This is a genomic window from Enorma phocaeensis, assembly GCF_016901575.1.
GTDB lineage: Bacteria > Actinomycetota > Coriobacteriia > Coriobacteriales > Coriobacteriaceae > Limicola > Limicola phocaeensis_A.
Map to the genome: position 1 here is coordinate 1 of NZ_JACJKQ010000022.1, position 25,479 is coordinate 25,479.

The window sequence follows — 25,479 nt, forward strand, 5'->3', positions numbered from 1 at the left end:
ACCCGGGCGGCGCCCCCTCCTGAGGAAAGGCTATTCGGTTGGGGCCGGTACCGCGTGCGCGGAACGCCGGTACTCGGTAGGCGGAACAGCGGTACTATTTACGCGTGCTAGACAACGTGAAACAGAAAACCCGGCTACGCATCGCTGCGTGCCGGGTTTTCTGCGAGTCGCCAATGGCGGATCACGTGTAAAGGGGAAGGGGAGAGAAAGCCTTTACAGTGCCGCCGCATGTCGAAGGGGCTGTGCGCTCAGGGCGTCGAGCAACTTCCGATAGGATGCGACCAAGTTGGCCCGCTGGTCGCACGAACGCCGTTGCGCAGCCGGTTGCTGGCGATAGGCGGGGGAGCTGAGGAGGCAGAATCTCTGTGTCGGGGGGAAGGAGAGTTGATCCGCATGTGAGGATGGCTGCATGGCTGCTCGTGTGTCAGCTGCGTCTCTGGAAGAAAGCATGCGTAGCCTCCTCGCTCACCACCTGTACCATACGCGCGAGGAGTGCTGCTTCTCCTGCGCTGACCTCATTATGTCCAGTGCTCGATGTAGATACACCCGACGGCTGCTTAAGACCTTCTTACGGCTTCGTGAAGGGCTCGTGATACCGCAGGTGGTATGCGAAATTTGTACCGCTCAAGACAAATTGGGGGGCACAAAAATCGGTTATTGAATGTGTTGAAGACGTGATGGGACCAGAAAGAAGCGCCGGTCAAGGCCGCTGTGCAGCCCGAACTTGGTCGATGACCTTCGCCATGGTCTCGTCGATGCGGTCGCGCTTGAGCTCGCATTCCCAAATGGTGATGGCGGTCCAGCCCATTTCGCGGAGCTCTGCGATGGCGCGGGCGTCGCGCTCGACGTTGCGGCGAAACTTGGCCTCCCAGAACTCCGTGTTGCGCTTGGGGACGCTTGGGTTGCAATGTGGGCAGCGGTGCCAGAAGCAGCCATTGACAAAGATGGCCACCTTGCGACCGGGGAAGGCGATGTCCGGCTTCCCCGGCGCTTTCTTCCACTGCAGGCGGTAGCCTGGAAGCCCCGCCTCGCGCAGGCGCTGGCGAACGAGAAGCTCCGGCTTGGTGTTCTTGCCTCGATTGCCCTGCATGGAATGCCTGCTGTCGTGGCGCCGCTTCACCAGCGCCTGCTCGGCTTCGGCATCCGACGTGCTGGCCAGCGCGTCGACCAGCCCCTCGTCTGCAGGCATCCAGGTGAGCGTGGCAAGCGAGCTGCGCTTGACCCAGCGCATGTCCATCTGACGGTCCGAACGTTTGGGTTCGCCAGAGCCCTCATCAAGTTCGCAGAAGAAGCACTCCATAGAAAGGTGGAAGTCGGGGTAGTCGTATTCCACCGTATAGAAATCGCGCAGGTTGGTGATGCCCACCTGCAGCTCCTCGGCAAGCTCGCGTTTGCAAGCGTCCTCGGCGGACTCTCCGCGCTCAATCTTGCCGCCGGGAAACTCCCATAGCCCCTCCATGTCGCCGTAGCCGCGCTGCACGGCAAGCACCTCGTCGTGGTCTCCGTTGCGGCAGATGATGCCGGCCGACACGCGGACGGTTTTCATGGGGCGGACCTCCTCTCGGCGTTTGGGCAATGGCGCATAAGCATCCTATCAGATGGCGCGCGTCCATGCCGGGCTGGCTGGCAGGAACACAAACATGCAGGTCATAGGCATCTTAAGGCTTCCTTTAGCCTACCTTACAAAACCGCAAGCCGCCTGTAAGGCAAATCGATGGCACGCCTGCCGCGCTCCTGCGAGGATATGCTCAGGAGGTGTTGATGATGAACATCACGAACGCAGCCACTACCACCCCTCGCACGATGCCCTCGCGCATGGAGGCCCGCAGCCCCTACGAGACGGCCCCTGCGGTCGAGAGCCACGGTCGTGTGGTCAAGGCGGGCATGTCTCTGGTCGAGATGGTCGCCTGGCTCGCGATCATGGCGGTGCTCTCACTGGGCATGATTTGGCTTCTGTGGAAGACCGCGCACTGAAGGTACCGATAATCGCCAGGGGCCAGGGCGGCATGACCTCTCTGGTTCGAGGAGGCCTTGGGTACACGGCCTCGTGTGCCGACGCGTGAAGACGCCCCTATTGAGCGCCTAAGCGCGCCTCGCGACAGGGGTGGCCCGGGTCTCCCTGCGCCTGCGGCGGCAGATAGCGAGCTGTCGCAGGCGCAGAGGCTTTCTTTTGTCCATAACCGGCCATGTAGAAAGGAACACCATGGCACTTCTTTCCCACGTCCCCACCCGTCCCGGCGACACCCCTGTGCGCCGCGGGGCAACTCCTGCGGTGCCCGTGCAGGTTATGCGCTCGACTGCGGCGGCGAATTCCGCGGCATCGACGCCCGTGCAGCCCTCGGCGGGCGTGCACATGCGCCTGGATCCCACGGCTCGGCCTTCAGGCTCGCAGGCGCCTTTTGCCTCGACGCCCCAGCAGACGCCGGTTCTCGACGTACGTCACATCGAGAAGGTCTATGGCGCGCGCGGCAACCTCACCCGTGCGCTTGCCGACGTCTCGTTCACCGTCATGAAGGGCGATTTCGTGGGCATCATGGGCGCTTCGGGCTCGGGCAAGTCCACGTTGCTCAACTGCGTATCGACCATCGACTCGGTAACGAGCGGAAACGTGCTGGTCAACGGCGAGGACGTGACAAAGCTCAAGTCCTCGAAGCTGACGCGCTTCCGTCGCGAACAGCTGGGCTTCATCTTTCAGGATTCAAATCTGCTCGACACCCTTACGGCTCGCGAGAACATCGCCCTGCCGCTCACCATCAGCCATGTCGGTGCCAAAGAGGTGCTGCGCCGCGTGGAGGAGGTCGCCGGGCGCCTGGGCATCCATGAGACGCTCGACAAGTATCCCTATCAGCTTTCCGGCGGCCAGCAGCAGCGCGTCGCTGCCGCCCGCGCCCTGGTGAGCGATCCGGCCATCATCATGGCCGACGAGCCCACGGGCGCCCTCGACTCGAAAAACGCGCGCCTTCTGCTCGAGAGCTTCGAGGCCATGAACAGCAGCTATCAGGCGACCGTTCTCATGGTCACCCACGACAGCTTTGCAGCAAGCTATACGCACCGCGTGCTCTTTATTCGCGATGGGCGCATCTTTACCGAGCTTCGGCGCGGCGACTCCACGCGCCAGCAGTTCTTCGAACGCATCATGGAGGTCGTGGCCATGATGGGCGGGGAGGGCTCCGATGCTCTGTAAAATCGCCTTGGGCAACGTGCGGCGCGCCGGCAAGGACTATCTGGTCTACCTGCTCACGCTCACGCTCGCCGTCACCGTGTTCTACGCGTTCAACACCATTTCCATGCAGGTGGACATCGCCGGCGTCACGGCGCAGAACTCCGGCATGGGAGAGACGCTCGGCAGCATCATCTCGGGGCTCACCGTGTTCCTCGCGGTGGTCATGGGATTTCTCATGGTCTATGCAAACAACTTCATCATGAAACGGCGCAAAAAGGAATTCGGCCTGTACCAAGTGCTTGGCATGAGCCGTGGCCAAGTCGCGCGCATCATGGCGCTTGAGACGCTGTTCGTGTCGCTTGCGGCGCTTGTGCTGGGCGTGCTGCTGGGCCTTGCCCTCTCCCAGTTGATGGTCTTCTTTACGGCGTCGCTCTTCAAGACGCAGATCGCCGACTTCCATTTCTTCTTCTCCATGGGCGCCTTCGTGACCACGGTGGGATGCCTCGTGGCGATCTTCCTCGTGACGCTGGTGTTTAATCTGCGCGTGGTGGCGCGTGCCAAGATCATCGACCTCATGAGCGCCGGCCGCAAAAACGAGGCGATCAAAGCGCGCAACCCCTGGGTCTCTGCCGTCATATTCTTGGTGGGCCTTGCAGCGATCATTGTCGCCTATGTGCGTCTGATCAACGACGGCCTGCCCTATGATGGCCAGCCTGAGGCCATGCAGGCATTTCTCATCACCACCATCACGGTAGTGGTGGGCACCATCCTGTTCTTCTTCGGCCTCTCGGGATTTCTGCTCAAGGCGCTTCAGGGCGCACGCGGCCTTTATTGGCGCGGCCTCAACATGGTGACGCTTCGCCAGCTTGCGGCCAAGGTCAACACGGTGAGCTTCTCGATGGCCATGATCGCGATGATCCTCTTTCTGGCCATCACCTCGGTTACCGCGGGCATGTCGCTTGCCAGCGTCATGAACGAGAACGTCGAGCGCGGCACGCCGGTCGACTATGCGCGCACGCTCGTGTACTTCAGTCCCCAGTCGGTCGATGATATGAATGCGGAGCAGGCGGGCATCGCCGGGGACCCCGATGTGCCCAGCGAGGCGACCACGCAGGACTTACGTGAGAGCGGGCAGGCGCGCTATGCCGTCGCGACCGAACCCGTCGATATGCTTCAGGCAAGTAGCGGCGACACTATCACCGCGGGCGAGCATGCCGGCGAAAGCTTTGATCTGGCGAGCATCACGGGGTCGTCGGTCCAGGTGGACTGCTACGAATCGACGCCGATCGGGGCGTCGGTGCCCGTGGTCACGTTGCAGGACCTGTGCGACGCGGTAGACATGCCGCTTCCCAGCGGCGTGAGCGAGGCGGGGGTTCAGGCGTACGGCCTCGCCGTGGTGAGCGAGAGCGGCTACAACGAGTACCGGGCATTCCGCGGCATGGAGCCGCTCAAGGTGGGCGAGAACGGCTACACCCTTCTTTCCGACATGGGCGAGACGGTGAACCGTATCTACAACGCGGTTCTTGGCGAGGACATCGAGCTGACGATTGCTGGAAGGACGCTTGCGCCGGTGCAGGACCGCGTCGATGAGAATGCGAGCGTGTTCACCAACTCGATGATGGGCATGAATTCGGGCACGATCGTGTTGCCGGACAGCCTCGTGGAGGAGCTGAACCTGCCGCTCTACAATAGCTACCTCATGGTGAACTACGCGGACGGCGTGAGCGTTGACGCAGGCGACGCCTACATCGGGGATGTGCGCACCTATGGCGATGTGACCAACGCCGCGGGAGAAATCGTCGCCAGCTGGGGTTCTGAGTCCACGCGCACCACGACCTATGAGAGCGTCGACTCCATGAACGGCCTCATCAGCTACCTTGCCATCTACATCGGCTTCGTGCTCGTGGTCGCGTGCGCCGCGATTCTCACCATCCAGCAGCTCTCGGGCGTAGCCGATGCGGGGGGCAACTATCGGATTCTCTCGGAGCTCGGCACTTCGAAGCGCGAGATAGCGCATTCGGTGCTGGTGCAGCAGACGATTTTCTTCGTCTTCCCGCTCCTGATGGGATTTGCCCACTCGTGCGTGGCGCTTTCGGTGATTATCGACCTGGTGGCGCTGTTTGGCGGCATGTCCATCGGCGGCACCGTGGGGCTCACCGCGGCGATCTTCGTGGTTGCCTACGGCGGATACTTCCTGGTGACCTACCTCATGAGCAAGGGCATCATTCGCGACGCGGTGCGCGTGCGCCACGGCGAGTAGGGTCGCCCGAGGGCGGCATGGCCTGGGCTGGGGCCAAGATTTCGGACCGAATATGGCTGGGCTTGGCCCTGGCTCTCTATGGGCGTGGCGAGCTGCCTGCCTCATGGCCGCTTGCATGCCATGGCTCGCGAAACGTGCGCGGCTTGCGACGACGCGAGCGCGGGCGATCGGTGCGGACGAAGGACGACATAACCATATCGACGCGAAAGGGGGCGCCATGAAACGCGCTCTAGGGATTGTAGTGACGTGCGTGCTCATCTGCGTGGCTGCGGTTGGCGCGTGGTGGGGATACCAGCAGGTGTTCGTCAGCTCGACCGAGTATTACGCGCAGGTGGATAACACGCGCCTCAGCCCTGCCGGCGAGAACAGCAACGGTTTCGACTATCACTACGACTTGCCCGCCGTTGACGCTACGGGCGGTGAGGAGACGCTCGGGTTCGATACCTCGCGCGAGCTGCGCGAGGGCGCCTACCTCAAGCTTGAGACGCTTGCGCTGCGCGGCGTGGTGCGTTGGGAAGAGGTCGCCTGGGACGACATCCCCGCTGCGGCGCAGGAGCGCCTGACGCCGCCGGACTCCGCGCCGGGTGCATAGAAGTCGGCCTCACGCCGTCGGCTGTGCCCGGGCGTCTGCGCCGGCCGTTTGCCGGACCCGCCTGACGAGCATTCTTCTGGAGACTGCCGTCGAGATGAAAGGAGCCGTTCCATGTTCAAGGACATCAACCTGTCGGCTGTGATTCAGAGCGTCACCGATACCTGGCTTCCGCTTATGGGATGGCTCGCCGCGGCCGCTGTGGTGTGGCTTGTTGTGGGAGCCATCCGCCGAAACCGCTAGCCGGCCCGCTGCCCCGCATGGGATCGTCCCATGCGGGGCGTTTGGTTTACTCGATTGCGTCGGGCGGACCGAGCCGCTCTGTTGCGCCTAGAGCTGGAAGGTCGTGGTGCGACAGGTGTGCTGAAACACGAGCTGGCCGAGGATTCCTGCAACAACGCCTACCACCAGCGTTACGACGTGGGCCGCCGTGATCCCGATGGCGGTCGAGAGCAGCATCATGCCGACGCCTCCGCCAAGGCCCAGCGCCATGCCGCCGAACACGCTCACCATGACGGGCAGCCCGCGCTTGACCACCTCGTTGGGCGAGCTCCAGGAAAGATTGGGCCGACGCGCGTCGAGACATAGCGCGACGCACGCTATGAGGTGGAAGATGCCGTATCCCAGCACGACGATCTCTGCTGCGGCGATGGGGGGAATCTGCCCCGAGACGACAAGGATGCCAGAGCAGAGGATGAGCGTCGCGGCGGTGGGGAACGCATTGGCGGCCAGCTTCGATCCCAAGATGGTGCGTGGCGAGGCCGGAAGCGTCGCCATGATCCACGCCCCGCGACCCTCCATGGATACCGAGCAGGCGGCGGTTGGGCTCATGGTTGCAAAGAAGGCAAACGCCCAGGGGACAAGAATCATGATGTGGTCAAACGCGGCGGCAACATCTTGAGAGGAGAGGTCGACCCCGTCGACGCTTCCTGAAAGCAAGATGTCTTTCAGGCCGACGACGGAAAGCGCGATGGCGATCACGATCAAGAAGACGTAGCCGAACAGGCAGTTGATGGCATATGCCGGCACGCCGACCATCGTCGAGAACTCCTTCATGACAAGCGTTTGGAAGGGAGAACGGGCATGCGCGCGTCCCGCGGCGCCAAGCGCCTCTTTTGGGGAGCGGCGTCCCTCGGATGCATGCGAGCGGGCGACAAGCAGACCGTTGAGCGTTAGGTAATTGCGCTGGATGATCTCGAGGGCTAGAGCAGGCACGATGAGCGAGACCGCCACGAAGGCCGCGAGCGCTCCGAGGGATCCATCGGAGACGGCTGCCGCAGCCCATGCCGCGGGCGGCCACAGGGCTCCCACGCCTTGGCTCGCAGCCGAGGCGAAATCGGTCATGATCTGCATGGCGGCGGGGTCGCCCTTGCCGGGGAGCGAGAACGAGACGCCATAGATTCCAATGACGAGGGCGGTGATGAACGCAAGGGTCAGCACAATGTATGCCGCGTTTGCATGCCTGAACCGTGCGGCGAGCGCCGTGAGGCCAAAGGATGCAAACACCGCGATGCTGACCGGGATGGCGGGCGCGAGCACAATGGCGACTGCAGCGCAGAGCGCGCTTGGCACGGAGGCGCCGACAACTATAAAGTAGGCAACATAAAGCGGTGCCGCCAGCAGCGCTGAGGTCACGATGGCTGCCAGGTAGAGGCTTGCGAGCCGTGACGCGACCACCGTGCGCCTGGGTACGGGAAGCGCCATGACGTGGTCAAAGTCGGTGAGGCCAAACAGGGTGCCGCGCGTTTTGGCAAAAGCGAACCCCACGCCTCCAAGAGCGCCTGCAAGCACCGCAAAGGCAGGGATCGCCGCCGCCAGCCCTACGCTCGCTAGGCCATATCCCATCAAAAAGAGGTAGACGGCGCAGATGCCGGCGAGCAGGATATAGCCCAAGACGGCAGCTCCGATGCGTGCCGCCCTGCCGCCGCGGGCTTTGCGGCGACTTCCGGGGGCGAGGGAGTTGAGCAGGCCCAGCACCTGGACGCGGCACAAAATGGCAAAGTCGCGCATGGCTATCGACCACCCTCGCCTGCGGGCTCCACAAGCTCGAGGAAGATGTCCTCGAGCGAGTCGTCGCCGCGCACTTCGTCGGTCGTGCCGCTGGTCACAAGCTCGCCGGCGCGAATGACGGCAACCTTGCTGCAGAGCTTTTCCACCACTTCGAGTACGTGCGAAGAGAAAAAGACGGCGCTGCCGCGCGTCGAAAGCTCATGGAGGATTTGCTTCAGCTCGTGGGCTGCCACGGGGTCAAGCCCCACGAAGGGCTCATCGAGGACAAGCAGCTTGGGATCATGCATGAGGGCGCCGATGATCACAAGCTTCTGGCGCATGCCGTGCGAATAGGTTCCTACGGGATCGGCAAGCGCGTCGCTAATCTGGAGGCGTTCGGAGAGCTCGCCAATGCGCTTTGAGCGCGCATCGACCGGAACTCGGAAAATGTCTGCAAGATAGCGCAGGTACTGGATGCCCGTCATGAATTCGTAGACGTCGGGATTATCGGGCACGTACGCCATGATGCGCTTGGCTGCAACCGGATCGCGGGCGACGTCGATCCCGGCGACTTGGATGCTGCCGCCGTCGATTCCCTGCGCTCCGACGATCGAGCGGATGAGCGTTGTCTTGCCGGCGCCGTTGTGGCCGATGAATCCGTAAATATCGCCGGGTTCAACGACAAGCGAGAGGTCGCGCACGGCGATTTTGTCTCCGTAGCGCTTTTGGAAATGGGAAACGTTGAGAATCGGCTGTCCCGCTGGGACTTGGTTGACGCGTTCCATGGTGCTCCTTTGCCTGAAGACGGTGCTGGCGGGGGTCTCCGCGCTTGCGGAAATGCTTTCCAGCGCCGTGTTTTCATTCGGGTCGGATTTATGCAGATTTTTCAGCGTGCTCGAGTACACTTTACCAAGCTAAAGCGCTTAACTGGGAAAACGATGGCCAATTTGGGCGTTTGCCATCGGTCTACTTCGGGTGTTGCAATTTATCTGCATAAAACCGAAGCGAACGATTTATACGGCGCCGTTTTCGATGTCGTCTTGGTTCTCGAGGGGTTTGTGGGCGGCATGTTCTTTTCCGGGGAGCCTGCCGTAGCGCTTGAGGGCATCGCGCAAAATCCATTCCACCTGGCCGTTTGCGCTGCGCATCTCGTCGTCTGCCCAGCGTTGGACAGCCTCCCATATTATGGGATCGATGCGTAGGGGATACTGTTTGCGGGCCATGGCGGTCACCTGCTTTGCGCGCACTCCGCTCGCTTGGTTGCTGGGAGGGGCGCGATGTTCGAAAAGGATGAAATGGTTTCCGCCGGCCGCGACGTCGAGTCGTGCGCCGCATGGCCGGCGGGTGCGTGTCGATGAGGTGCGTCATCGACACGCAATCAAGGGCGTGGCGTGTTTTAGTAGAGCGATCCGGTGTTCACCACGGGCCGGGCTTCGGATTCGCCGCAGAGCACAACCATCAGATTGGATGCCATGGCGGCCTTGCGCTCTTCGTCAAGCTCGACCTGTCCGCCGCGCGAGAGCTCCTCGACGGCCATCTCCACCATGGAGACCGCGCCTTCGACGATCTTCTTGCGTGCCGCGATGACCGCCTCGGCCTGCTGGCGGCGGAGCATCGCCTGGGCGATCTCGGGCGCATAGGCAAGGTGCGTGAGACGGGCGTCGTCTACCGTGATGCCTGCCGGAGCGAGACGCTGAGTGAGCTCATACTTGAGCGCCGTAGAGACCTCTTCGATATTGGATCGAAGCGTGATGGACTCCATGGAATCCGAGCTGTCTTCGGCGTGGTCGTAGGCATAGATGCTCGCGACGTGGCGCAGGGCAGTTTCCGCCTGAGTGGCTACGAACTGCTCATAGTTGTCGACGTCAAAGAGCGCCTTGGCGGTGTCCGCCACGTGCCACACGACGACGTTGGCGATCTCGATGGGGTTGCCCACCTTGTCGTTGACCTTGAGGATCTCGCCGTTCAGCGTGCGTGCTCGGACGGAGATCTTGGTGGAGAGCCCGCTTGCAGATTTGCTCGCCACGCTGATTTGCTTGCTCAGCGAGAGCCCGGACTTGCTCAGCACCTCTGCGGTGGCTTCCTCTGAAGAGCTGCTTGCGCCCATGGAGCGGCTATAGAAGGGGTTTGCCCAGCGAAAGCCCTCGTCGCGAACGGTGCCTTTGTAATCACCGAAGAGGATGCACACGCGCGCCTGACCGGGCTGCAGCGTAAAAAAGCCGCTCACGGGAATCCAGATCAGGCAAAAGGCCGTGATGCTCAGACCAAGGCCCCAAGCAAAGATGGGGCTGGCGGCAACGCCGGCGTCCTCAGCGCTGTCCAGCCCTACGATGCTCAAGATGAAGGCGGCGATTATGACGACGAAAGCGACGATGACGGCGAAAAGCATGCCCCATCCTGACGCAGCCTTGATCTTCTTTTCCACGCTCATTGTGGTTCCTTTCAACCGGTCACCCGAGTTAGCGTGACTTCCGGGCGGCACCCCATTTCCAGGCGGGGGGGGGGTAGCTCCCCGAGCAAAACCCTATTCGTCTTGCTGATTGCATTGTGATATCACATTGAAACCAAGTCAAGCAGAATATCGGGGAGCCGCCAACGGTGCTCTGCGGCCGACGAACGGAGGTGGTCGCGATTCCGCCCTATGCGCAGATGCGTGTCGCACGGATAACTTCTGGGTTGGAGCGCCATTAGAAATAATGGTTCGAGCGGGGCCGTCGAGGCAGTTAGCTATGGTATCCTTCGGCGTATAGGATTTCTCGGTGAACGGCTTCGAATGCGCTTTGAACGCATTGAGGGACAGGCGAACGGTACGGCGGTTTCGATTGGCTTGGCGGCGTGCTCACCGCGAGTCGTCCCCGCCGTGCAAAATGCTCCTAAAATGCTTTCATATTGTGTTCGCGTCGCCCCGAGAATCGGTGATTTCCGTGCCGCATCTACGGCACCGACGCAAGGAGCGTGGTTACACAATGCAGGAAGCATGGGAAGGCTTCGAAGGTGGAACGTGGACCGGTGAGGTTGACGTTCGCGACTTCATCCAGCGCAACTACACCCCCTACGAGGGCGACGGTTCGTTCTTGGCCGGCCCCACGCAGCGCACGACGGATCTTTGGAACTACGTCATGGAGCTGCTCACCAAGGAGCGCGAGCAGGGCGGCGTGCTCGATATGGACACGAAGACCGTTACCGGTATCGTGAGCCATCCTGCAGGCTACATCGACGCGGCCCATCCCGAGCGCGAGACGATCGTTGGCCTCCAGACGGACAAGCCCTTGAAGCGCGCGCTGCACGTGAACGGCGGCATCCGCATCTCCATGCAGGCCGCCCAGCAGCACGGCTACAAGATCGACGACGACGTGGTGGAGAACTACACCTTCCGCCGCAAGACCCACAACCAGGGCGTCTTCGATGTCTATACCCCTGAGATGCGCGCCTGCCGCTCGGCCCATATCATCACTGGCCTGCCGGACGGCTACGGCCGCGGCCGCATCATCGGCGACTACCGTCGTGTCGCCCTCTACGGCATCGACTACCTCATCAAGGACAAGGAGGCCCAGAAGGCCTCGACCCCCGTGGTCATGACCGAGGACAACATCCGCGACCGCGAGGAGCTGCAGGAGCAGATTCGCGCCCTCGGCGAGCTCAAGATGATGGCCGACTTCTATGGCTACGACATCTCCGGCCCTGCCAAGAACACGCAGGAGGCCATCCAGTGGATGTACTTCGCGTATCTGGCCGCAGTGAAGGAGCAGAACGGCGCCGCCATGTCCATGGGCCGTACCTCGACCTTCATCGACATCTACGCCGAGCGCGACCTCAAGCGCGGCACCTTCACCGAGGAGCAGATCCAGGAGTTCGTCGACCACTTCATCATGAAGCTCCGCATGGTCAAGTTCGCCCGTACCCCCGAGTACCAGAACCTGTTCTCCGGCGATCCTCAGTGGGTTACCGAGTCCATCGGCGGCATGGGCGTCGACGGCCGCACGCTCGTCACCAAGACGGCGTTCCGCTATCTGCACACCCTCGAGAACATGGGCACCTCGCCGGAGCCCAACCTCACCGTGCTGTGGTCGAAGAATCTGCCCCAGGCATTCAAGGAGTTCTGCGCGAAGACCTCCATTGCCTCGAGCTCGATTCAGTACGAGAACGACGACGTCATGCGCGTGTACCATGGCGACGACTACGCCATCGCCTGCTGCGTCAGCTCCATGCGCGTCGGCAAGGAGATGCAGTTCTTCGGCGCTCGCGCGAACCTGGCAAAGTGCCTGCTGTATGCGCTCAACGGCGGCGTGGACGAGATTTCCAAGAAGCAGGTCGGCCCGAAGTATCGTCCGGTCGAGGGCGACACGCTCGAGTATGACGACGTGGTCGAGAAGTTCAACGACATGATGCGCTGGCTCGCCGGCGTGTATGTGAACGCGCTCAACATCATTCACTACATGCACGACAAGTACTGCTACGAGCGCATCCAGATGGCCCTGCACGACAAGCACGTGCACCGCTGGTTCGCCACCGGCATCGCCGGCCTCTCCGTCGTCGCCGACTCGCTCTCCGCGATCAAGTACGCCAAGGTCCATCCTGTCCGCGACGAGAACGGTGTCATCGTCGACTTCGAGATCGAGGGCGATTTCCCCAAGTACGGCAACGACGACGATCGCGTCGACACCATCGCCCACGACGTGGTGCACCAGTTCATGGAGTACGTGCGCATGAACGACACGTATCGCAACTCCGTGCCCACCACCTCGGTGCTGACCATCACCTCGAACGTGGTCTACGGCAAGAAGACCGGCGCTACGCCTGACGGCCGCAAGGCCGGCGTGCCCTTCGCCCCGGGCGCGAACCCCATGCACCAGCGCGACACGCACGGCGCCATCGCCTCGCTGTCCTCGGTGTCGAAGCTGCCGTTCCGCGATGCTCAGGACGGCATCTCGAACACCTTCTCCATCATCCCGGGCGCGCTCGGCAAGGAGGACCAGGTGTTCTTCGGCGACATCGACCTGGACGGCATCGACTTCTCGACTGCCGACATCTCGGTCGAGAACCCCGATTGCGGCTGCTGCTAGTGTCTGGAGGCGTCGGGGTTGCCGGCAAGAGCGGAACTTCGGCGTGATTGACAATTGTTAGTACCGCGGTAGCAATACCGCGGTATACTAAGAGCAATTAGGCGCGGTCGGATTTCGGCCGCGCCCCCAGAGCAAAGGAGACACCATGAAGGTCCAGGACGTTCCTCAGGCCCAGGCCGACAACCTCGTCGGCATGATCGACGCGTACGCAGAGAAGGGTGGCCACCACCTCAACGTCAACGTGTTCAACCGCGACACCCTGCTTGACGCTCAGGCTCATCCCGAGAAGTACCCGCAGCTCACCATTCGTGTGTCCGGCTACGCGGTGAACTTCCACAACCTCACCAAGGAGCAGCAGGACGAGGTCATTTCTCGTACCTTCCACGAGGGGATGTAGGCTGCCCGCCGCCGGTGAGGCGGCGAATCCCGCAACAATCACGCTGCTGCAGGCGGCATGGTTTACAGGGGCCTCGCGCGTGCGGGGCCCCTGTTTTATATCCGGACGTTTATGCCCGCGCGCTACCAGCTCTCCTCTATTTCTCGTATGCGCTGGTAGAGCCAGGTGTTTTGCGGGACAAGAATGCCGTGCTTCTTCGCAAGGGCGCAGATGGTGCCGGAGAACTCCTCGACCTCGGTGCGACGTCGCGCCACGCGGTCCTGCGCCATCGAAGGCATGCCCTCGGGGTCGAGCGAGGCGATCAGCGATGCCATCTCGGAAAGGTCGCGCTCGGTGAGGTCGATCCCCTCGGCGCGTCCAACGGCGAGCACCTCGCGCATGGCGGCGACGAAGCAGCGATTCTCTTCGCCTGGCCGGCTCGCTGCCCCATAGCCGCATCCGTATGCCATGCAGGTCTGGTTGATGCCGGCGTTCAGCATGAGCTTGGTCCATAGGCGATGCCAGATGTCCTGCTCGACCACATGGGGAACGCCTGCGCGGGTGAAGAAGTCATCGAGTGCGGGGACGACGTCGGGGAGCGTTTCCTCGGCAGCGCCGAAGCGAATCTCGCCGGTATGGCTGAACGTAAGGGCGCCATCGAGAAAAACCGCATCCATCCCCTGCGCGATGGCAAGCACGGTGTGGTCCCAGCCAAATCGCTCGGCGATGCGCTGCTCGCTCCGAATGCCGTTGATGAGCGAGATGATGCAGGTTCGAGGACCGACGAGGGCCTCCATGGTGTCGAGTGCCTGCTCGAGTCCTGGCGCCTTGGTTGCGACTATGACCAGGTCGGCGCACGTCGCCTTGCTTGCGGGAACGGTTTCGAGCTCGAGCGGCTTGCCGTTGATCGATATGCGCTCGCCGAGGTGACGCTGGTAGCGAGCATCGTCCATCACGTAGGTCACGGCATCGGTTCCCAGTGTGTCCGCGATGACGGTGCCGTAGAGGAGGCCGACGGCTCCTCTTCCAAGTATCGCTGCGTGCTCGATGTGCATGGCTGCTCCTTCGTGTCTGGGTGTGGGCGGTGGATGTGCCGAGACGTGTCGTCGGTCTCGAGGCGCCGGCCTCGCATGCGTATTGTACGCCGGCACATCGTCTGTTCTGCGAGAGCTCCGAGGTGGCAGTTCTTTTACAATGGATGACATGTCGCGGCTTTGCTGCGCCACCGGTGGTACGGGTGGGCAGCGATGCGGGCGGCGAGCTTCTGAGCAAAGGGGGTCCTACGATGGCAAAGCTCGAGCTCGAGCAGTTTGAGGATGGGGCGCCGTCGCGTTTCACGCTGGGCAACATCCATTCTATTGAGACCATGGGGACGGTCGATGGCCCGGGCATGCGATTCGTCGTGTTTGTCCAGGGCTGTCCCATGCGTTGCGCCTATTGCCACAACCCCGACACATGGCCCGCGCGGGGAGGCACGAGCGTATCGGTCGAAAGCATCGTCGCCGCTTTCGAGAACAACCGGCAGTTCTATCGCAACGGCGGCATCACGGTTACGGGTGGAGAGCCGCTGCTGCAGCCGGAATTTGTGGCGGACCTGTTCGAGCAGATGCATGAAACGCCCCATGGGCGCGTTCATACCTGCTTGGATTCTTGTGGATATGCCTTTACTCCGGAGCATCCCGACCGCTTTGCGCGCCTGCTTGACGCAACCGACCTTGTGCTGCTGGACATCAAGCATGCCGATGCCGAAGGCCATCGCAAGCTCACGGGGCGAGATCCGGCGCGCATCCTGGCGTTTGGAGACGAGCTCGCGCGTCGCGGCATCAAGGTGGTGATTCGCCATGTCGTGGTTCCGGGCTATACCGACTCCAAGGAAGAATGCGAGGCGCTTGGCAGGCTTATCGCGCCTTGGCGCAACGTCGTGGGGCTGGAGATGCTGCCATACCACACCATGGGCATCGTGAAGTATGAGCAGCTCGGCATTCCGTATCCGCTTGAGGGCGTGCCCGCCATGGACAAGGCGCGCATGCCGGAGCTGCGCGCGGCGGTGCTTCGCGGCATGAAGGCGGGCAGGGCCGAGGGATAGCTTCGGCGTTCGCGTCGAGCGGCCGGCAGCCGTGCGCCGGGGTTGGGCGTCGAGGGAGCTGCGACGGCCGAACGCATCGAGGGTGCTGCGACGGCCGAACGCATCGAGGGTGCTGCGACGGCCGAATGCCTGGCAGGGCCACCCGGGAGATTCCGCATCGATCCTCTCAAAATCATTCTTGGGCAAGAATGTTCCGTAAATCGCATTAATAAGATTCAACAACGGTACAATCTTGCCCAAGAATATAACTGTCGAGGATCTCCGCCAACATGCCTCGTCTCCTGTGCCCCGGCGCATGCGAGGCGCGTTCACCCAGAAGGGGGTGAGAGCCACGCGATCAAAGGTTTCAGAGCGAATCGCTCGCCAGATTGCCCAGGCAGAGAAGGACGGCGCTCTTTCTCGTCCGTCGCGGGAAGAGATCCGTGCGTATCGTCGGCGTGTGAATTCAGGTGAGCTGACCGAGCCGTTTCCGCAGCTGTTTGGACGCAGCGCGTTTTGGTCGGAGCTTGAGCGATGGGAGCGGCCGCTTGTCATCATCAAATCGCTTGCGCGCCATGATGACCGCCTGATCTTTGCCTCGTTCTCTGCAGCATGCGTTTTCGGTTTGCCGGTGTCGCTCGAGCTGTTGGAAGACGTGTATCTTGCGGTTTCGCCCCGCTCTCATACGGGAAAGGCGGGCCGATTCGTGCGCTGCGGCGTGCGTCCTACGCCGGGTATCCCAACCTTTGCGCGCGGTACGGTGCATGGGATTCACGTGACATCGCCCGAGCAGACAGTGGTCGACTGCCTCTGCACGGCCCCGTTTCCCCAAGCGCTTGCCATTGCAGATGCGGCGTTGCGCTTTCTCGGTATATCGCCTGACGAGCTCGGGCAGCTCGTCAGGCGATACGGTGGTCGCAAGCGTGGCGTCAGGGGTGCGCTCCGTGTGGCGTCGTATGCAGATGCGCGCAGCCAGAGTGGGGGAGAGTCCATCGCGCGCGGCGTCATGATTCAAGAAGGGTTCGTCGTGCCCGACCTTCAGGTGGCGTTTCCCGACGTGCTGGAACCATGGCAAACGTTCTATGTCGATGGAGCGTGGATTCTGGATGATGGGTCAAAGCTGGTGTGGGAGTTCGACGGCAAGGACAAGTACACGCGCTTTGCGGGAGAACATGGTGATGCCGTGACGCGCATGATGCATGAGCGCCAGCGCGAATCCCGTCTGACGGCGGTGTGCGATGCGGTGATCCGGTTTGATTATCGTACGGTGATGGCGCCCGGCGCGCTCGCGCGACTGCTCGATGCGTATGGAGTCCCGCGCATTGCGTCGTCGGGCTCCTGATTTCGCCATTGGGACGTGCGTTCGGGCCCGCCTGGCTTCGTTTGGGCAGGTGTTTATATTCTTGGGCAAGAATGTGTCGTTACTTGCTCAAAAACAAGGACATAACGGCACAATCTTGCCCGAAGATAAAATGGCGGAAAGGACGTGGCTCGGGAGCCGTTTGCGGCTTGGTGCGCTGGATCCGGGACCGTCCTGCTCGCACGCGTCTGCTCGCGAGCCTGTACGTATGCTCCTGTTCGCGTGCCTGTACGTACGCGCCTATCTGCGCACCTGCGCCTGCGTGCGGGGTGCCAGCACGCAGGCGCTTTCGGCGCTACGCCTCGAGTGCGCGGCGGCCAAGCTCCAGGCAGCCCATGATGCCCTGCTTGCCCTCAAGGCTGTTGTTGACGATATAGCTGTCGAGATCGGCGAATTCGGGCGTCACGATGTAGCCGTTGAGCGCAGCGGCGCACTTCTCTCGTGCCAGCTGAACGATGGGGGTGTGGTCCGCCACGCCGCCGCCGATGATGATCTTCTGAGGGGCATAGCACAGGATGAACGTCGCAAGTGCCTGTCCGAGGTACCCGGCCAGAAGGTCCATGGCCTCCGCGTCGTCGGCCATCTGTCCGGCACTCTTTCCGTCCCAGCGCTTGGCGACGCCGGGTCCCGCAATCAGGCCTTCAAGGCAGTTGGCATGGTAGGGGCAGCCCGACTCACCCTCAGGAAGCGTCTCGCGCGGATCGCGGACCAGCAGGATGTGGCCTGCCTCGGGATGCATGTTGCCATGCACGAGGTGTCCGCCCGACAGCACGCCGGCGCCCACGCCTGTGCCAATGGTGAGATATACGACGTCGGTGAGGCCCTTGGCGCAGCCGAAGGTCACTTCGCCCAGGCAGGCGACGTTCACGTCTGTGTCGTAGCCGCAAGGGATGTTCAGGCGGTCGCGCACCGATCCGAGCATGTCAAAATAGCGCCAGGCGGTTTTAGGCGTCTCCAGGATCTGGCCAAAGCGCGGGTCCACAGGGTTGACTGCGGTGGGTCCGAAGGCGCCGATGCCCAGGGCCGAGACGTCTTTGTCGGCAAACCATGCCGCGACCTGCTCCATGGTCTCCTCGGGGGTGGTGGTGGGCATGGAGACCTGCTCCAGCACGGTGCCGTCGCCGTATCCTACCGCGCACACCATCTTGGTGCCGCCGGCTTCCAAGGCTCCAATGAGGGTCTTTTCCATGTTGTGGCGCTCCTTTCGCGGAATGTGCGTAAGTGTTTCAACAGATTATAGAATTATGAAACACCCGATGGCCCCGTGAACCGCGAGCGTTCGCTCGCAGCCGGTCGGCGGTCGCTTAGAAGAATATCACGCGCTCGTCGCTCGCATGATGGTGTGCGACGCCCCTCTTCCCGCAGATACCTGCAAAAAAGTAATACTGCCTGATAAAGAGGCAATATGTTTCATACGAGGAATCTGAGTGAAACCGTTTGCCCTAAAAATCCTACCGTTCATCCTTAAACAGATAGAATCGCTTCAATTTGTTTCATGAATCTGTATAGTGATGAAACAAGGAGGTTCAGCCGACCAAAGAGAGGAGGATTGGCATGGCAGGGGGAACCAATCAGGAGTTCAGCATCGCCAACGTCATCGACGAGAAGCTTATCGCACTCGATCTTGACGTGCACACCAAGGAGGAGATGCTCAACCGCCTGACCGACCTGTTCGAGGAGCAGGGCAAGCTCAACGATCGCGAGGGCTTCTTCAAGGACGTCATGTGGCGCGAGGGGGAGGGCCAGACCGGCATCGGCATGGGCGTGGCCATCCCGCACGGCAAGTCTGCCGGCGTCAACGAGACCGCGCTGGCCATCGGCACGTCGAAGAACCCGCTTCCGTGGGAGTCGCTCGACGACGAGCCGGTCACGGTCGTCATCCTGTTTGCCGTCACCGAGGGCGATTCGGACGTGGTGCATCTCAAGCTGCTCCAGCATGTCGCGATGCTTCTGGCCCACGAGAGCTTCGTCGAGAAGCTCCATGCGGTCACCAGCGCGAAAGAGATGCTCGCGCTTCTGGAGTCCAGCCCTGATGACTACGACGACTAGGACATTGCCTTAAGCCTTGTCGTCGGATGGGAGCGCGCCGCGGTTCATCGCCTGCCCGGCGCAGTGTGACAAGAAAAGGCGAAGGGAAGGGAGGAGCTCTATGAAGCTCGTCGGAGTCTGCGCATGCACGTCTGGTATCGCGCACACCTACATGGCAAAGGAGAAGCTGGTCAAGGCCGCAGAGGCGCTGGGTCATCAGATTCACATCGAGACCCAGGGCACCATCGGCACCGAGGACCCGCTGACTCCCGAGGAGATCGCCGAGGCTGACGCCGTGATTCTGGCCGTCGACATCAAGATCGACAAGTCCCGCTTCGAGGGCAAGCGCGTGATGGAGGTTCCGACCTCGCTCGTGCTCAAGGCTTCCAAGCAGATTATCAACAAGATCGAGGAAAGCCTGAACGCCTAGGGCTCGCAAGAGTAAGAAAGGAAAGGGGAACGAATGAAAGGCAAGTTTACCGTTGCTGAGGTCAAGAAGCACCTCTTGACCGCGATTAGCTACCTGCTGCCGCTGATTGTTGCTTCTGGCCTGCTCATCGCCATCGGCAACCTGACCGGTGGCACCACTATTACTTCTATCGACGACCTGGGCTCCATGACGGTCCCGTCCGCCTTCACCACGCTCGGCGGCATGGGCATGGGCCTCATCCCCGCATTCATCGGCGGCTACATTGCCTACTCCGTCGCTGACCGTCCCGGCATCGCCCCCGGCTTCCTTATGGGCGAGATTGCCTCCTTCCTGGGCGCCGGCTTCCTCGGCGGCCTGATCGGCGGCCTCATCGTCGGCTACATCGCGCTCGCTATCGAGACCTATCTCAAGGTTCCCAAGTGGGCCCAGGCGCTCATGCCCATGATGATCATCCCGCTGCTGTCCGCCATGCTGGGCGCGCTCATCATGTTCTTCGTGCTCGGCACGCCGCTCGTGATGTTCACCGCCGCGCTGACCAACTTCATCACCGGCCTCGACCAGTCCCAGAAGGCGCTCTATGGCTTCATCATCGGCTGGATCGGCTGCCTCGACTACGGCGGAGCCATCTCCAAGGTCCCGAACCTCATCTGCGACGGCCTCATGGCCGACGGCATCTACGGCCCCGAGGGCATCAAGGTGCTCGCCGCCATGGTTCCGCCCATCGGCGTGACGCTGGGCTGGCTGCTCTCCAAGGCCATCAAGAAGCCGATCTTCAAGGCAACTGAGGAAGAGAACATCAAGGTCGCCTTCCCGATGGGCATCTGCATGATTTCCGAGGGCGTTATCCCCATCGCCATGAACGACCTCATCCGCACCGTCATCTGCACCTCCATCGGCTGCGGTGTCTGCGGCGCCATCTCCTTCTCGGCTGGCGTCGAGTCCATGGTTCCCTCCGGTGGCGTATTCGTCATCCCGGCCATGACCAACCCGCTTATGGCCGTCGTGGCGCTCCTCGCTGGCTCCTGCGTGACCGCCGTGCTCCTGGTGCTCATCAAGAAGCGCCTCACCCCCGAGCAGGTCAACGATCTGGCTCTGCCCGAGGATGACACGGAGGAAGAGGTCGACCTCTCCGGCTTCAGCCTCTCGTAGCCTTTCCCGCGACGGGGCAGCCAAGACCCGTCGAGACCGTGCGCGGGGCATCCATAGGCCCGGACGCCCCGCGCAATCCGTCAGAGACGCTGCGGGCGGAGCTCGCCGATCCACTCCCGTGCCCCGCCCGCCAGCCTTCTGCACGACATCTATGCGTTTAGCCAGAAACCCGGTCCCTTCCGGTAGAAAGGACGTAGCGCCATGTACGAATCGATGAAAGGCATGCTTGCAAAGGCGAACGCCGAAGGCTATGCCGTCATGGCGATCAACGCATTCAATCTTGAGACGGCGCGCGGCGTGATTACCGCCGCCGAGGAGATGGATGCCCCGATCATCATCGATTTGCTCCAGGACCACGTGATGTCGTTCTTCGATTGCGACATCCTCACCAAGCCCATCATCAAGATGGCGCAGGCCGCCCATGTGCCCGTGGCGATCAATCTCGACCACGGCCATGATATCGCACACCTCAAGCGCTGCCTATATGAGGGCTTCTCGAGTGTCATGTGCGACGCTTCGGCATACGACCCCGAGGAGAATGCTCGCATCACGCGCGGCGTCGTAGAGCTTGCCCAGGTATTTGGCGCCTCGGTCGAGGCCGAGGTCGGCAACATGGGCCGCATCGATGACGCCGGCACCGTCCTTACGGACGATGCCATGTACACCGACCCGGATGTCGCCATCAAGTTCATCCAGGAGACCGGCATCGACGCCCTTGCGGTGTCCTACGGCTCCACGCACGGCGACTATCCCGAGGGCTATGTCCCCACCTTCCATTTCGACATCGTCGAGAAGATCAAGGCGGCGACCGGTGCCGCGCTGGTCTTGCATGGAGGCTCGGGGGCAGGCGAGGAGAACATGCGCCGCTCGGTCAAGGCTGGCATCAACAAGATCAATGTCGGAACCGACTACATGATCGCCCAGCGCGAGTTCATCGCGAATGCGCTCGCCGAGAACCCCTCATACGACTTCCCCGCGCTCGTCGAGGACAGCTGGGCAGCTGGCCGCGAAGTCATCAAGCGCTACATAGAGATCTCCGGTTCTGCCGGAAAGGCGCGCTAGCGCCAAGACCAATTGGTTTCATTCCCGTCGCCCGATGCGGCGGGCGTGAGATAGCAGTAAACAGCGAACGAACACTAAGGAGAAAACCAGATGCTTATCAACATGTCTCAGATGCTTGAGGTCGCAAAGGAGAAGCATTTTGCCGTGGGCGCCTTCAACGTGTCCGAGAGCAATCTGTTCCGCACCGTGGTCGAGGCCGCCGAGGCCAACGATGCGCCCGCGATCATCGCCGTGCACCCCACCGAGCTGGCTTACTGCAAGGACGATTTCGTCAAGTACATGATCGCCCGCGCCGCCAACAGCCCCGTGCCGTTTGTCATCCACATGGATCACGGCGACAGCATCGAAAGCATCATGCGCGCCGTGCACTGCGGCTTCACCTCTGTCATGATCGATGGCTCGGCCCTGCCGTTCGAGGAGAACATCGAGAAGACCGCTGAGGTCGTCCGCTATTGCCACATGGTGAACGTCTCCGTCGAGGGCGAGCTGGGCACGATCGGCGACACCGGAACCTCCATCGAGGGCGGCATGACCGAGGTCATCTACACCGATCCCGAGGATGCCAAGAAGTTCGTCGAGCGCACCGGCGTCGATACCCTCGCCGTCGCCATCGGCACCTGCCACGGCCTGTATCCTAAGGGCGTCACCCCGAAGCTGCGCATGGATGTGCTCCAGGCCATCAAGGACGTCGTCGACATCCCGCTGGTCCTGCACGGCGGTTCGGGCAACCCCGACTCCGAGATCGCCGAGGCCGTCGAGATCGGCATCCAGAAGGTGAACATCTCTTCGGACTACAAGAGCGCGTTCTTCACCAAGGCTCGCGAGATCCTCTCCCAGGAGGGCTCCGGCTGGGATCCGAACAACATCTTCCCCGAGTGCATCGAGGCCGGCAAGGCGGTCATCAAGCAGAAGATGGAGCTCTTCCACTGCGTCGGCGCCGCGAAGTACTATCGCGATCCGGTCACCCCGCAGTGGCGTCAGGACCTGGCGTAGGCGATTGGGCCGGCCGGCCACAGGAGCCAGGTTGATGCGGCATCGTGCCGACGCTGCGGAAGCGTCTCCGTAGCTGGGCCGAAACATGCCGTTCTCGGGAGGGGGCCACGCAGCCCCCTCCTTTTTTACTATGATGGAGAAGAGGTGAAGAGCATGGCTACACAGCAGCGCAAAGGCAGCGTCATCAACGAGATATGCTCCCTGTACGACCGACTGAGCGATCGGGAGAAGTTGATTGCCGACTTCGTTATGGCAAACCAGAGGGACATTCCCTCTATGACTACGCGCGAGATTGCGACGTGCAGCGAGACCTCAGCCGCCACGGTGTCGCGTTTTGTGCGGCATCTGGGATATGAGAGCTTCTCAGACCTGCGCGATGCAATGTTGCATGAAAACGGTACGGGAGACTCGGCCGAAGTGCCATCGACCGTCATCTCGCTCGATGCGCCGCGGGCGGCCATGGAGACGGTGCTTCTGGCCAAAAACCGCGAGCTGCTGGATACGCTGAACCTTATTGACGAGCGCGAGCTGGTTCGAGCGGTCAGGCTGATCGAGCAGGCCGACACCATCGTTTTCGCTGCGGTGGGCAACACCATCCCCGCCGCGCTCTCCGCGTCGTTTCTGCTGGCGCAGCTGGGCCTGCGCACGCACTGCGCCCCCACGACCGAAGCCATGATGCTTTCCTCGATGTCTCTCACCAAACGTGATGTGCTGGTCTTCATGTCGAAGTCCGGCCATTCCAAGCGCCTGAATCAGATGATGGATAACGCCATCGACTCCATGACCCCCACCATCGTCATCACCAACATACCCGATTCGCCGCTGGCGACTCGCGCGACATGCATGCTCCAGACCGCCACGCGCGACAAGATGCTCAACAGCGACCTTCCGTTTTCGCACAACTCCATCAACTACATCAGCGAGGTGCTGTTTTTGCTCCTGTGCTCGGATGTTCCCAATTTCAAGGCGCGCGCGGGGCTGCTCTGGAAGTCGCTGGGCGAAGACAAGGGCGTTTCGGGCGAGGTGTTCTAGGGCTGGTCTGCCGGGCGGATCGGCGGACGCCTCCTCGAATGCCGGGGCGGCGGTGCCGCGTCGCCTGGGCCCTCTGGCGTCGTTCGGCCGCTTAAGCTTCAAGGATCGGCGCGCCGCGCGGGCCGATAATGGGCTGGAGAAGGTACGCGTGCAGGACCATTGTGCGCGGCATGCCTGTTAAGATGTGCTGCAGATGACGATGCGGCCCATGGGGCGTGCACGAAGGAGGAGACATGGCACCCACCATTGCGATTATCGGGGCGCTCGACAAAGAGGTCCGACACATCTATCACGCGCTCGAAAAGGGGACGGTGACCGACGAGGCCGGCCTTACGGTGATGGGCGGAACCTACAACGGTTTCAACATCGTGGCGACCACGGCTGGCATGGGGACGGTGAACGTCGCTGCGGCGACGCAGCACCTTATCAGCGTGTATGGGGCAAACGCGGTCATCTTCTCCGGCATCGCCGGCGGGCTGAATCCGGCTCTGCACATCGGCGACGTTGTGGTGGGAGAGCGCCTGCGCTATATCGACACCGATACGGCCCTTATCGCGGAGTCCGCACCCCGCTTGGAAGAGTTCGCATCGTCCGATTTCTTGGTCGACCTTGCTGAGGAGACCCTGCTGGCCCATGGCTTCGTGAACGCGGCGCTGGGGGATGAAGCGGCGTCTCCCGCCGAGGATGCGCGTGCCGCCGCGGACACCACCTTCTTCCGACGCAACAATCCTGCTGCCGAGCCGCAGCGCTATCTGCGCGGCACCATCGCCACGGGCAATCGCTTCATTTCAGGGGATGAGCTTCGTGCCGCCGTCATCGAGGCAACGGGTGCCGATTGCGCCGAGATGGAGGGCGCCGCGGTCGCTCATATCGCGGCGAAGAATCGGGTGGACTGCCTGGTGCTCCGCGCCATCTCAGACAACTGCGACGAGGCCTACGACGCGCTGTGCGAGCGTGAGTTCGACCTCGACGAGTATGCCAAGACCGCGAGCGACCTCACCATGTCCATCATCCGCCGCCTCGGTGCAAAGCTGGGGGTCTCATATCGCGACTAGGTCCTGCTGAGCTGAGGGCTCGTCAGGCTGGGGCTTGCCGGGCCACGGCACGAGTTCGCTGCAGTTACAAGAGCGCCCGCGCACTGCCTATGGCTCGTGCGCGGGCGTTTGCTCCTGGCGCCAGTCGTCGTTCGGGGTGGCCGGACAATCTGGCGTCATGTGTGGCGTGGCTGTCGTGCCGTGAGGTCGGCTCGGGCTTCTAGCGATCCAGGTTGGTGCCGTTGCTCTCGATGACCTGCTTGTAGTAGTCGAAGCTGTCCTTCTTGTAGCGCTTCTGGGTGCCGTTGCCGTAGTCGTCCATGTCGACGTAGACGAAGCCGTAGCGCTTGGACATCTGGCGCGTGGACTCGCTCACCAGGTCGATGCAGCCCCACCAGGTGTAGCCGATGAGGTCGACGCCGTCGAGGTTGATGGCGTCGGACATCGCGCGCACGTGCTCCTCGAGGTACGCGGCGCGGTACGGGTCGTGCACGGAGCCGTCCTCCTCGAGCGTGTCGCGGGCGCCGAGGCCGTTCTCCACGATGAACAGCGGCTTGCGGTAGCGGTCGTAGAGCTCCACGAGCGAGTAGCGCAGGCCGGAGGCGTCGGTCTGCCACCCCCACTCGGAACTGGGGAGGTAGGGGTTCTTCACCCCGTTCACCGTGTTGCCCGGCGCCATGTCGAGCCCCTCGGTGTCGGCGGCCATGCAGCTCGTCATGTAGTAGCTGAAGCTCACGAAGTCCACGGTGCCTTCGCGCAGGAGCTCCATGTCCTGTTATTGCTAATCTGAGTTTCACCGTTTAGACCAACGGGTCGCGCCGAATCCGCCAACGCATCCCCGCCGATCTCGCCAACGTATTTTCACCGTTTCCGCCAACGGGCGTAC

At 62.2% G+C, this 25,479-nt stretch carries 24 protein-coding genes; 16 read left to right on the plus strand and 8 right to left on the minus strand.

What is annotated here, in order from left to right; all coding sequences use genetic code 11:
- Positions 1-700: 700 nt before the first annotated feature.
- On the minus strand, positions 701-1,546 hold the full coding sequence (gene vsr / locus H6A15_RS09105; protein WP_204673442.1) for a DNA mismatch endonuclease Vsr: 846 nt from the start codon (positions 1,544-1,546) through the stop codon (positions 701-703).
- A 215-nt stretch (positions 1,547-1,761) separates the two neighbouring features.
- Between vsr and H6A15_RS10490 the strand changes: the two genes are divergently transcribed.
- The 5 genes from H6A15_RS10490 (at position 1,762) to H6A15_RS10590 (ending at position 6,255) form a co-directional block, all read left to right on the plus strand.
- Positions 1,762-1,974: a hypothetical protein gene (locus tag H6A15_RS10490; RefSeq protein WP_239462487.1), complete on the plus strand. Its 213-nt coding sequence runs from the start codon at positions 1,762-1,764 to the stop codon at positions 1,972-1,974.
- A gap of 379 nt (positions 1,975-2,353) precedes the next feature.
- Positions 2,354-3,184 (plus strand): ABC transporter ATP-binding protein, encoded by an 831-nt coding sequence (locus H6A15_RS09115; protein WP_204673463.1) that lies wholly within the window; start codon positions 2,354-2,356, stop codon positions 3,182-3,184.
- Complete coding sequence (locus H6A15_RS09120; protein WP_204673443.1) at positions 3,174-5,423, plus strand: ABC transporter permease; 2,250 nt, start codon at positions 3,174-3,176, stop codon at positions 5,421-5,423. Before H6A15_RS09115 ends, H6A15_RS09120 begins: the two co-directional genes overlap by 11 nt.
- A 217-nt stretch (positions 5,424-5,640) precedes the next feature.
- A complete protein-coding gene (locus H6A15_RS09125; RefSeq protein ID WP_204673444.1) occupies positions 5,641-6,015 on the plus strand; it encodes a YxeA family protein in 375 nt (124 codons plus the stop codon).
- A gap of 111 nt (positions 6,016-6,126) precedes the next feature.
- Complete coding sequence (locus H6A15_RS10590) at positions 6,127-6,255, plus strand: hypothetical protein (protein ID WP_275060852.1); 129 nt, start codon at positions 6,127-6,129, stop codon at positions 6,253-6,255.
- A gap of 87 nt (positions 6,256-6,342) precedes the next feature.
- On the opposite strand, the gene H6A15_RS09130 is transcribed toward H6A15_RS10590, so the two are convergent.
- From H6A15_RS09130 to H6A15_RS09145, 4 genes are all read right to left on the minus strand, one after another.
- Complete coding sequence (locus tag H6A15_RS09130; protein WP_204673445.1) at positions 6,343-8,022, minus strand: hypothetical protein; 1,680 nt, start codon at positions 8,020-8,022, stop codon at positions 6,343-6,345.
- 2 nt (positions 8,023-8,024) lie between these two features.
- Positions 8,025-8,786, minus strand: coding sequence for an ABC transporter ATP-binding protein (locus H6A15_RS09135; protein WP_204673446.1), 762 nt, complete (start codon positions 8,784-8,786; stop codon positions 8,025-8,027).
- Positions 8,787-9,014: 228 nt separating this feature from the next.
- Complete coding sequence (locus tag H6A15_RS10680; protein WP_342635839.1) at positions 9,015-9,224, minus strand: Arc family DNA binding domain-containing protein; 210 nt, start codon at positions 9,222-9,224, stop codon at positions 9,015-9,017.
- Positions 9,225-9,397: 173 nt separating this feature from the next.
- Entirely contained in the window at positions 9,398-10,432 is a 1,035-nt protein-coding gene (locus tag H6A15_RS09145; protein ID WP_204673448.1) for an SPFH domain-containing protein, read from the minus strand.
- Positions 10,433-10,967: 535 nt separating this feature from the next.
- Here H6A15_RS09145 and pflB point away from each other — a divergent pair.
- Together pflB and grcA3 are read left to right on the plus strand one after the other, a co-directional pair.
- A complete protein-coding gene (gene pflB / locus H6A15_RS09150; RefSeq protein ID WP_204673449.1) occupies positions 10,968-13,064 on the plus strand; it encodes a formate C-acetyltransferase in 2,097 nt (698 codons plus the stop codon).
- Positions 13,065-13,209: 145 nt separating this feature from the next.
- On the plus strand, positions 13,210-13,461 hold the full coding sequence (grcA3, locus tag H6A15_RS09155; protein ID WP_204673450.1) for an autonomous glycyl radical cofactor GrcA3: 252 nt from the start codon (positions 13,210-13,212) through the stop codon (positions 13,459-13,461).
- 122 nt (positions 13,462-13,583) lie between these two features.
- Here grcA3 and H6A15_RS09160 read toward each other — a convergent pair whose 3' ends face one another.
- Entirely contained in the window at positions 13,584-14,495 is a 912-nt protein-coding gene (locus H6A15_RS09160) for a ketopantoate reductase family protein (RefSeq protein ID WP_204673451.1), read from the minus strand.
- 230 nt (positions 14,496-14,725) lie between these two features.
- Here H6A15_RS09160 and pflA point away from each other — a divergent pair, with 230 nt between their 5' ends.
- The gene (gene pflA / locus H6A15_RS09165) at positions 14,726-15,526 is read left to right on the plus strand and encodes a pyruvate formate-lyase-activating protein (protein WP_204673452.1); all 801 of its coding nucleotides are present in this window, start codon (positions 14,726-14,728) and stop codon (positions 15,524-15,526) included.
- A 439-nt stretch (positions 15,527-15,965) separates the two neighbouring features.
- Positions 15,966-16,847, plus strand: coding sequence for a hypothetical protein (locus tag H6A15_RS09170; RefSeq protein ID WP_204673453.1), 882 nt, complete (start codon positions 15,966-15,968; stop codon positions 16,845-16,847).
- Between the two features lie 313 nt (positions 16,848-17,160).
- On the opposite strand, the gene H6A15_RS09175 is transcribed toward H6A15_RS09170, so the two are convergent.
- Positions 17,161-18,054: an ROK family protein gene (locus H6A15_RS09175; protein WP_204673454.1), complete on the minus strand. Its 894-nt coding sequence runs from the start codon at positions 18,052-18,054 to the stop codon at positions 17,161-17,163.
- Between the two features lie 365 nt (positions 18,055-18,419).
- Between H6A15_RS09175 and H6A15_RS09180 the strand changes: the two genes are divergently transcribed.
- The 7 genes from H6A15_RS09180 (at position 18,420) to H6A15_RS09210 (ending at position 24,614) form a co-directional block, all read left to right on the plus strand.
- Positions 18,420-18,914: a PTS sugar transporter subunit IIA gene (locus H6A15_RS09180; protein ID WP_204673455.1), complete on the plus strand. Its 495-nt coding sequence runs from the start codon at positions 18,420-18,422 to the stop codon at positions 18,912-18,914.
- A gap of 100 nt (positions 18,915-19,014) precedes the next feature.
- Entirely contained in the window at positions 19,015-19,323 is a 309-nt protein-coding gene (locus H6A15_RS09185) for a PTS fructose transporter subunit IIB (RefSeq protein ID WP_204673456.1), read from the plus strand.
- Positions 19,324-19,356: 33 nt separating this feature from the next.
- Positions 19,357-20,472 (plus strand): PTS fructose transporter subunit IIC, encoded by a 1,116-nt coding sequence (locus H6A15_RS09190; RefSeq protein WP_204673457.1) that lies wholly within the window; start codon positions 19,357-19,359, stop codon positions 20,470-20,472.
- Between the two features lie 201 nt (positions 20,473-20,673).
- Positions 20,674-21,534, plus strand: a complete 861-nt coding sequence (locus H6A15_RS09195; RefSeq protein WP_204673458.1) for a class II fructose-bisphosphate aldolase — start codon at positions 20,674-20,676, stop codon at positions 21,532-21,534.
- 90 nt (positions 21,535-21,624) lie between these two features.
- A complete protein-coding gene (locus tag H6A15_RS09200) occupies positions 21,625-22,527 on the plus strand; it encodes a ketose-bisphosphate aldolase (RefSeq protein ID WP_204673459.1) in 903 nt (300 codons plus the stop codon).
- A 153-nt stretch (positions 22,528-22,680) separates the two neighbouring features.
- Positions 22,681-23,559 carry a MurR/RpiR family transcriptional regulator gene (locus H6A15_RS09205; RefSeq protein WP_204673460.1) on the plus strand — a complete coding sequence of 293 codons (879 nt, stop codon included), beginning with the start codon at positions 22,681-22,683 and terminating at the stop codon, positions 23,557-23,559.
- A gap of 233 nt (positions 23,560-23,792) precedes the next feature.
- Positions 23,793-24,614 (plus strand): 5'-methylthioadenosine/S-adenosylhomocysteine nucleosidase, encoded by an 822-nt coding sequence (locus H6A15_RS09210; RefSeq protein ID WP_204673461.1) that lies wholly within the window; start codon positions 23,793-23,795, stop codon positions 24,612-24,614.
- A gap of 199 nt (positions 24,615-24,813) precedes the next feature.
- On the opposite strand, the gene H6A15_RS09215 is transcribed toward H6A15_RS09210, so the two are convergent.
- Positions 24,814-25,362 (minus strand): family 1 glycosylhydrolase, encoded by a 549-nt coding sequence (locus H6A15_RS09215; RefSeq protein ID WP_204673462.1) that lies wholly within the window; start codon positions 25,360-25,362, stop codon positions 24,814-24,816.
- Between the last annotated feature and the right edge of the window lie 117 nt (positions 25,363-25,479).

Coding starts and splice junctions, on each gene's coding strand:
- vsr (WP_204673442.1), bottom strand. CDS start 1,546: ATGAAAACCGTCCGCGTGTCGGCCGGCATCATCTGCCGCAACGGAGAC.
- H6A15_RS10490 (WP_239462487.1), top strand. CDS start 1,762: ATGATGAACATCACGAACGCAGCCACTACCACCCCTCGCACGATGCCC.
- H6A15_RS09115 (WP_204673463.1), top strand. CDS start 2,354: ATGCGCCTGGATCCCACGGCTCGGCCTTCAGGCTCGCAGGCGCCTTTT.
- H6A15_RS09120 (WP_204673443.1), top strand. CDS start 3,174: ATGCTCTGTAAAATCGCCTTGGGCAACGTGCGGCGCGCCGGCAAGGAC.
- H6A15_RS09125 (WP_204673444.1), top strand. CDS start 5,641: ATGAAACGCGCTCTAGGGATTGTAGTGACGTGCGTGCTCATCTGCGTG.
- H6A15_RS10590 (WP_275060852.1), top strand. CDS start 6,127: ATGTTCAAGGACATCAACCTGTCGGCTGTGATTCAGAGCGTCACCGAT.
- H6A15_RS09130 (WP_204673445.1), bottom strand. CDS start 8,022: ATGCGCGACTTTGCCATTTTGTGCCGCGTCCAGGTGCTGGGCCTGCTC.
- H6A15_RS09135 (WP_204673446.1), bottom strand. CDS start 8,786: ATGGAACGCGTCAACCAAGTCCCAGCGGGACAGCCGATTCTCAACGTT.
- H6A15_RS10680 (WP_342635839.1), bottom strand. CDS start 9,224: ATGGCCCGCAAACAGTATCCCCTACGCATCGATCCCATAATATGGGAG.
- H6A15_RS09145 (WP_204673448.1), bottom strand. CDS start 10,432: ATGAGCGTGGAAAAGAAGATCAAGGCTGCGTCAGGATGGGGCATGCTT.
- pflB (WP_204673449.1), top strand. CDS start 10,968: ATGCAGGAAGCATGGGAAGGCTTCGAAGGTGGAACGTGGACCGGTGAG.
- grcA3 (WP_204673450.1), top strand. CDS start 13,210: ATGAAGGTCCAGGACGTTCCTCAGGCCCAGGCCGACAACCTCGTCGGC.
- H6A15_RS09160 (WP_204673451.1), bottom strand. CDS start 14,495: ATGCACATCGAGCACGCAGCGATACTTGGAAGAGGAGCCGTCGGCCTC.
- pflA (WP_204673452.1), top strand. CDS start 14,726: ATGGCAAAGCTCGAGCTCGAGCAGTTTGAGGATGGGGCGCCGTCGCGT.
- H6A15_RS09175 (WP_204673454.1), bottom strand. CDS start 18,054: ATGGAAAAGACCCTCATTGGAGCCTTGGAAGCCGGCGGCACCAAGATG.
- H6A15_RS09180 (WP_204673455.1), top strand. CDS start 18,420: ATGGCAGGGGGAACCAATCAGGAGTTCAGCATCGCCAACGTCATCGAC.
- H6A15_RS09185 (WP_204673456.1), top strand. CDS start 19,015: ATGAAGCTCGTCGGAGTCTGCGCATGCACGTCTGGTATCGCGCACACC.
- H6A15_RS09190 (WP_204673457.1), top strand. CDS start 19,357: ATGAAAGGCAAGTTTACCGTTGCTGAGGTCAAGAAGCACCTCTTGACC.
- H6A15_RS09195 (WP_204673458.1), top strand. CDS start 20,674: ATGTACGAATCGATGAAAGGCATGCTTGCAAAGGCGAACGCCGAAGGC.
- H6A15_RS09200 (WP_204673459.1), top strand. CDS start 21,625: ATGCTTATCAACATGTCTCAGATGCTTGAGGTCGCAAAGGAGAAGCAT.
- H6A15_RS09205 (WP_204673460.1), top strand. CDS start 22,681: ATGGCTACACAGCAGCGCAAAGGCAGCGTCATCAACGAGATATGCTCC.
- H6A15_RS09210 (WP_204673461.1), top strand. CDS start 23,793: ATGGCACCCACCATTGCGATTATCGGGGCGCTCGACAAAGAGGTCCGA.
- H6A15_RS09215 (WP_204673462.1), bottom strand. CDS start 25,362: ATGGAGCTCCTGCGCGAAGGCACCGTGGACTTCGTGAGCTTCAGCTAC.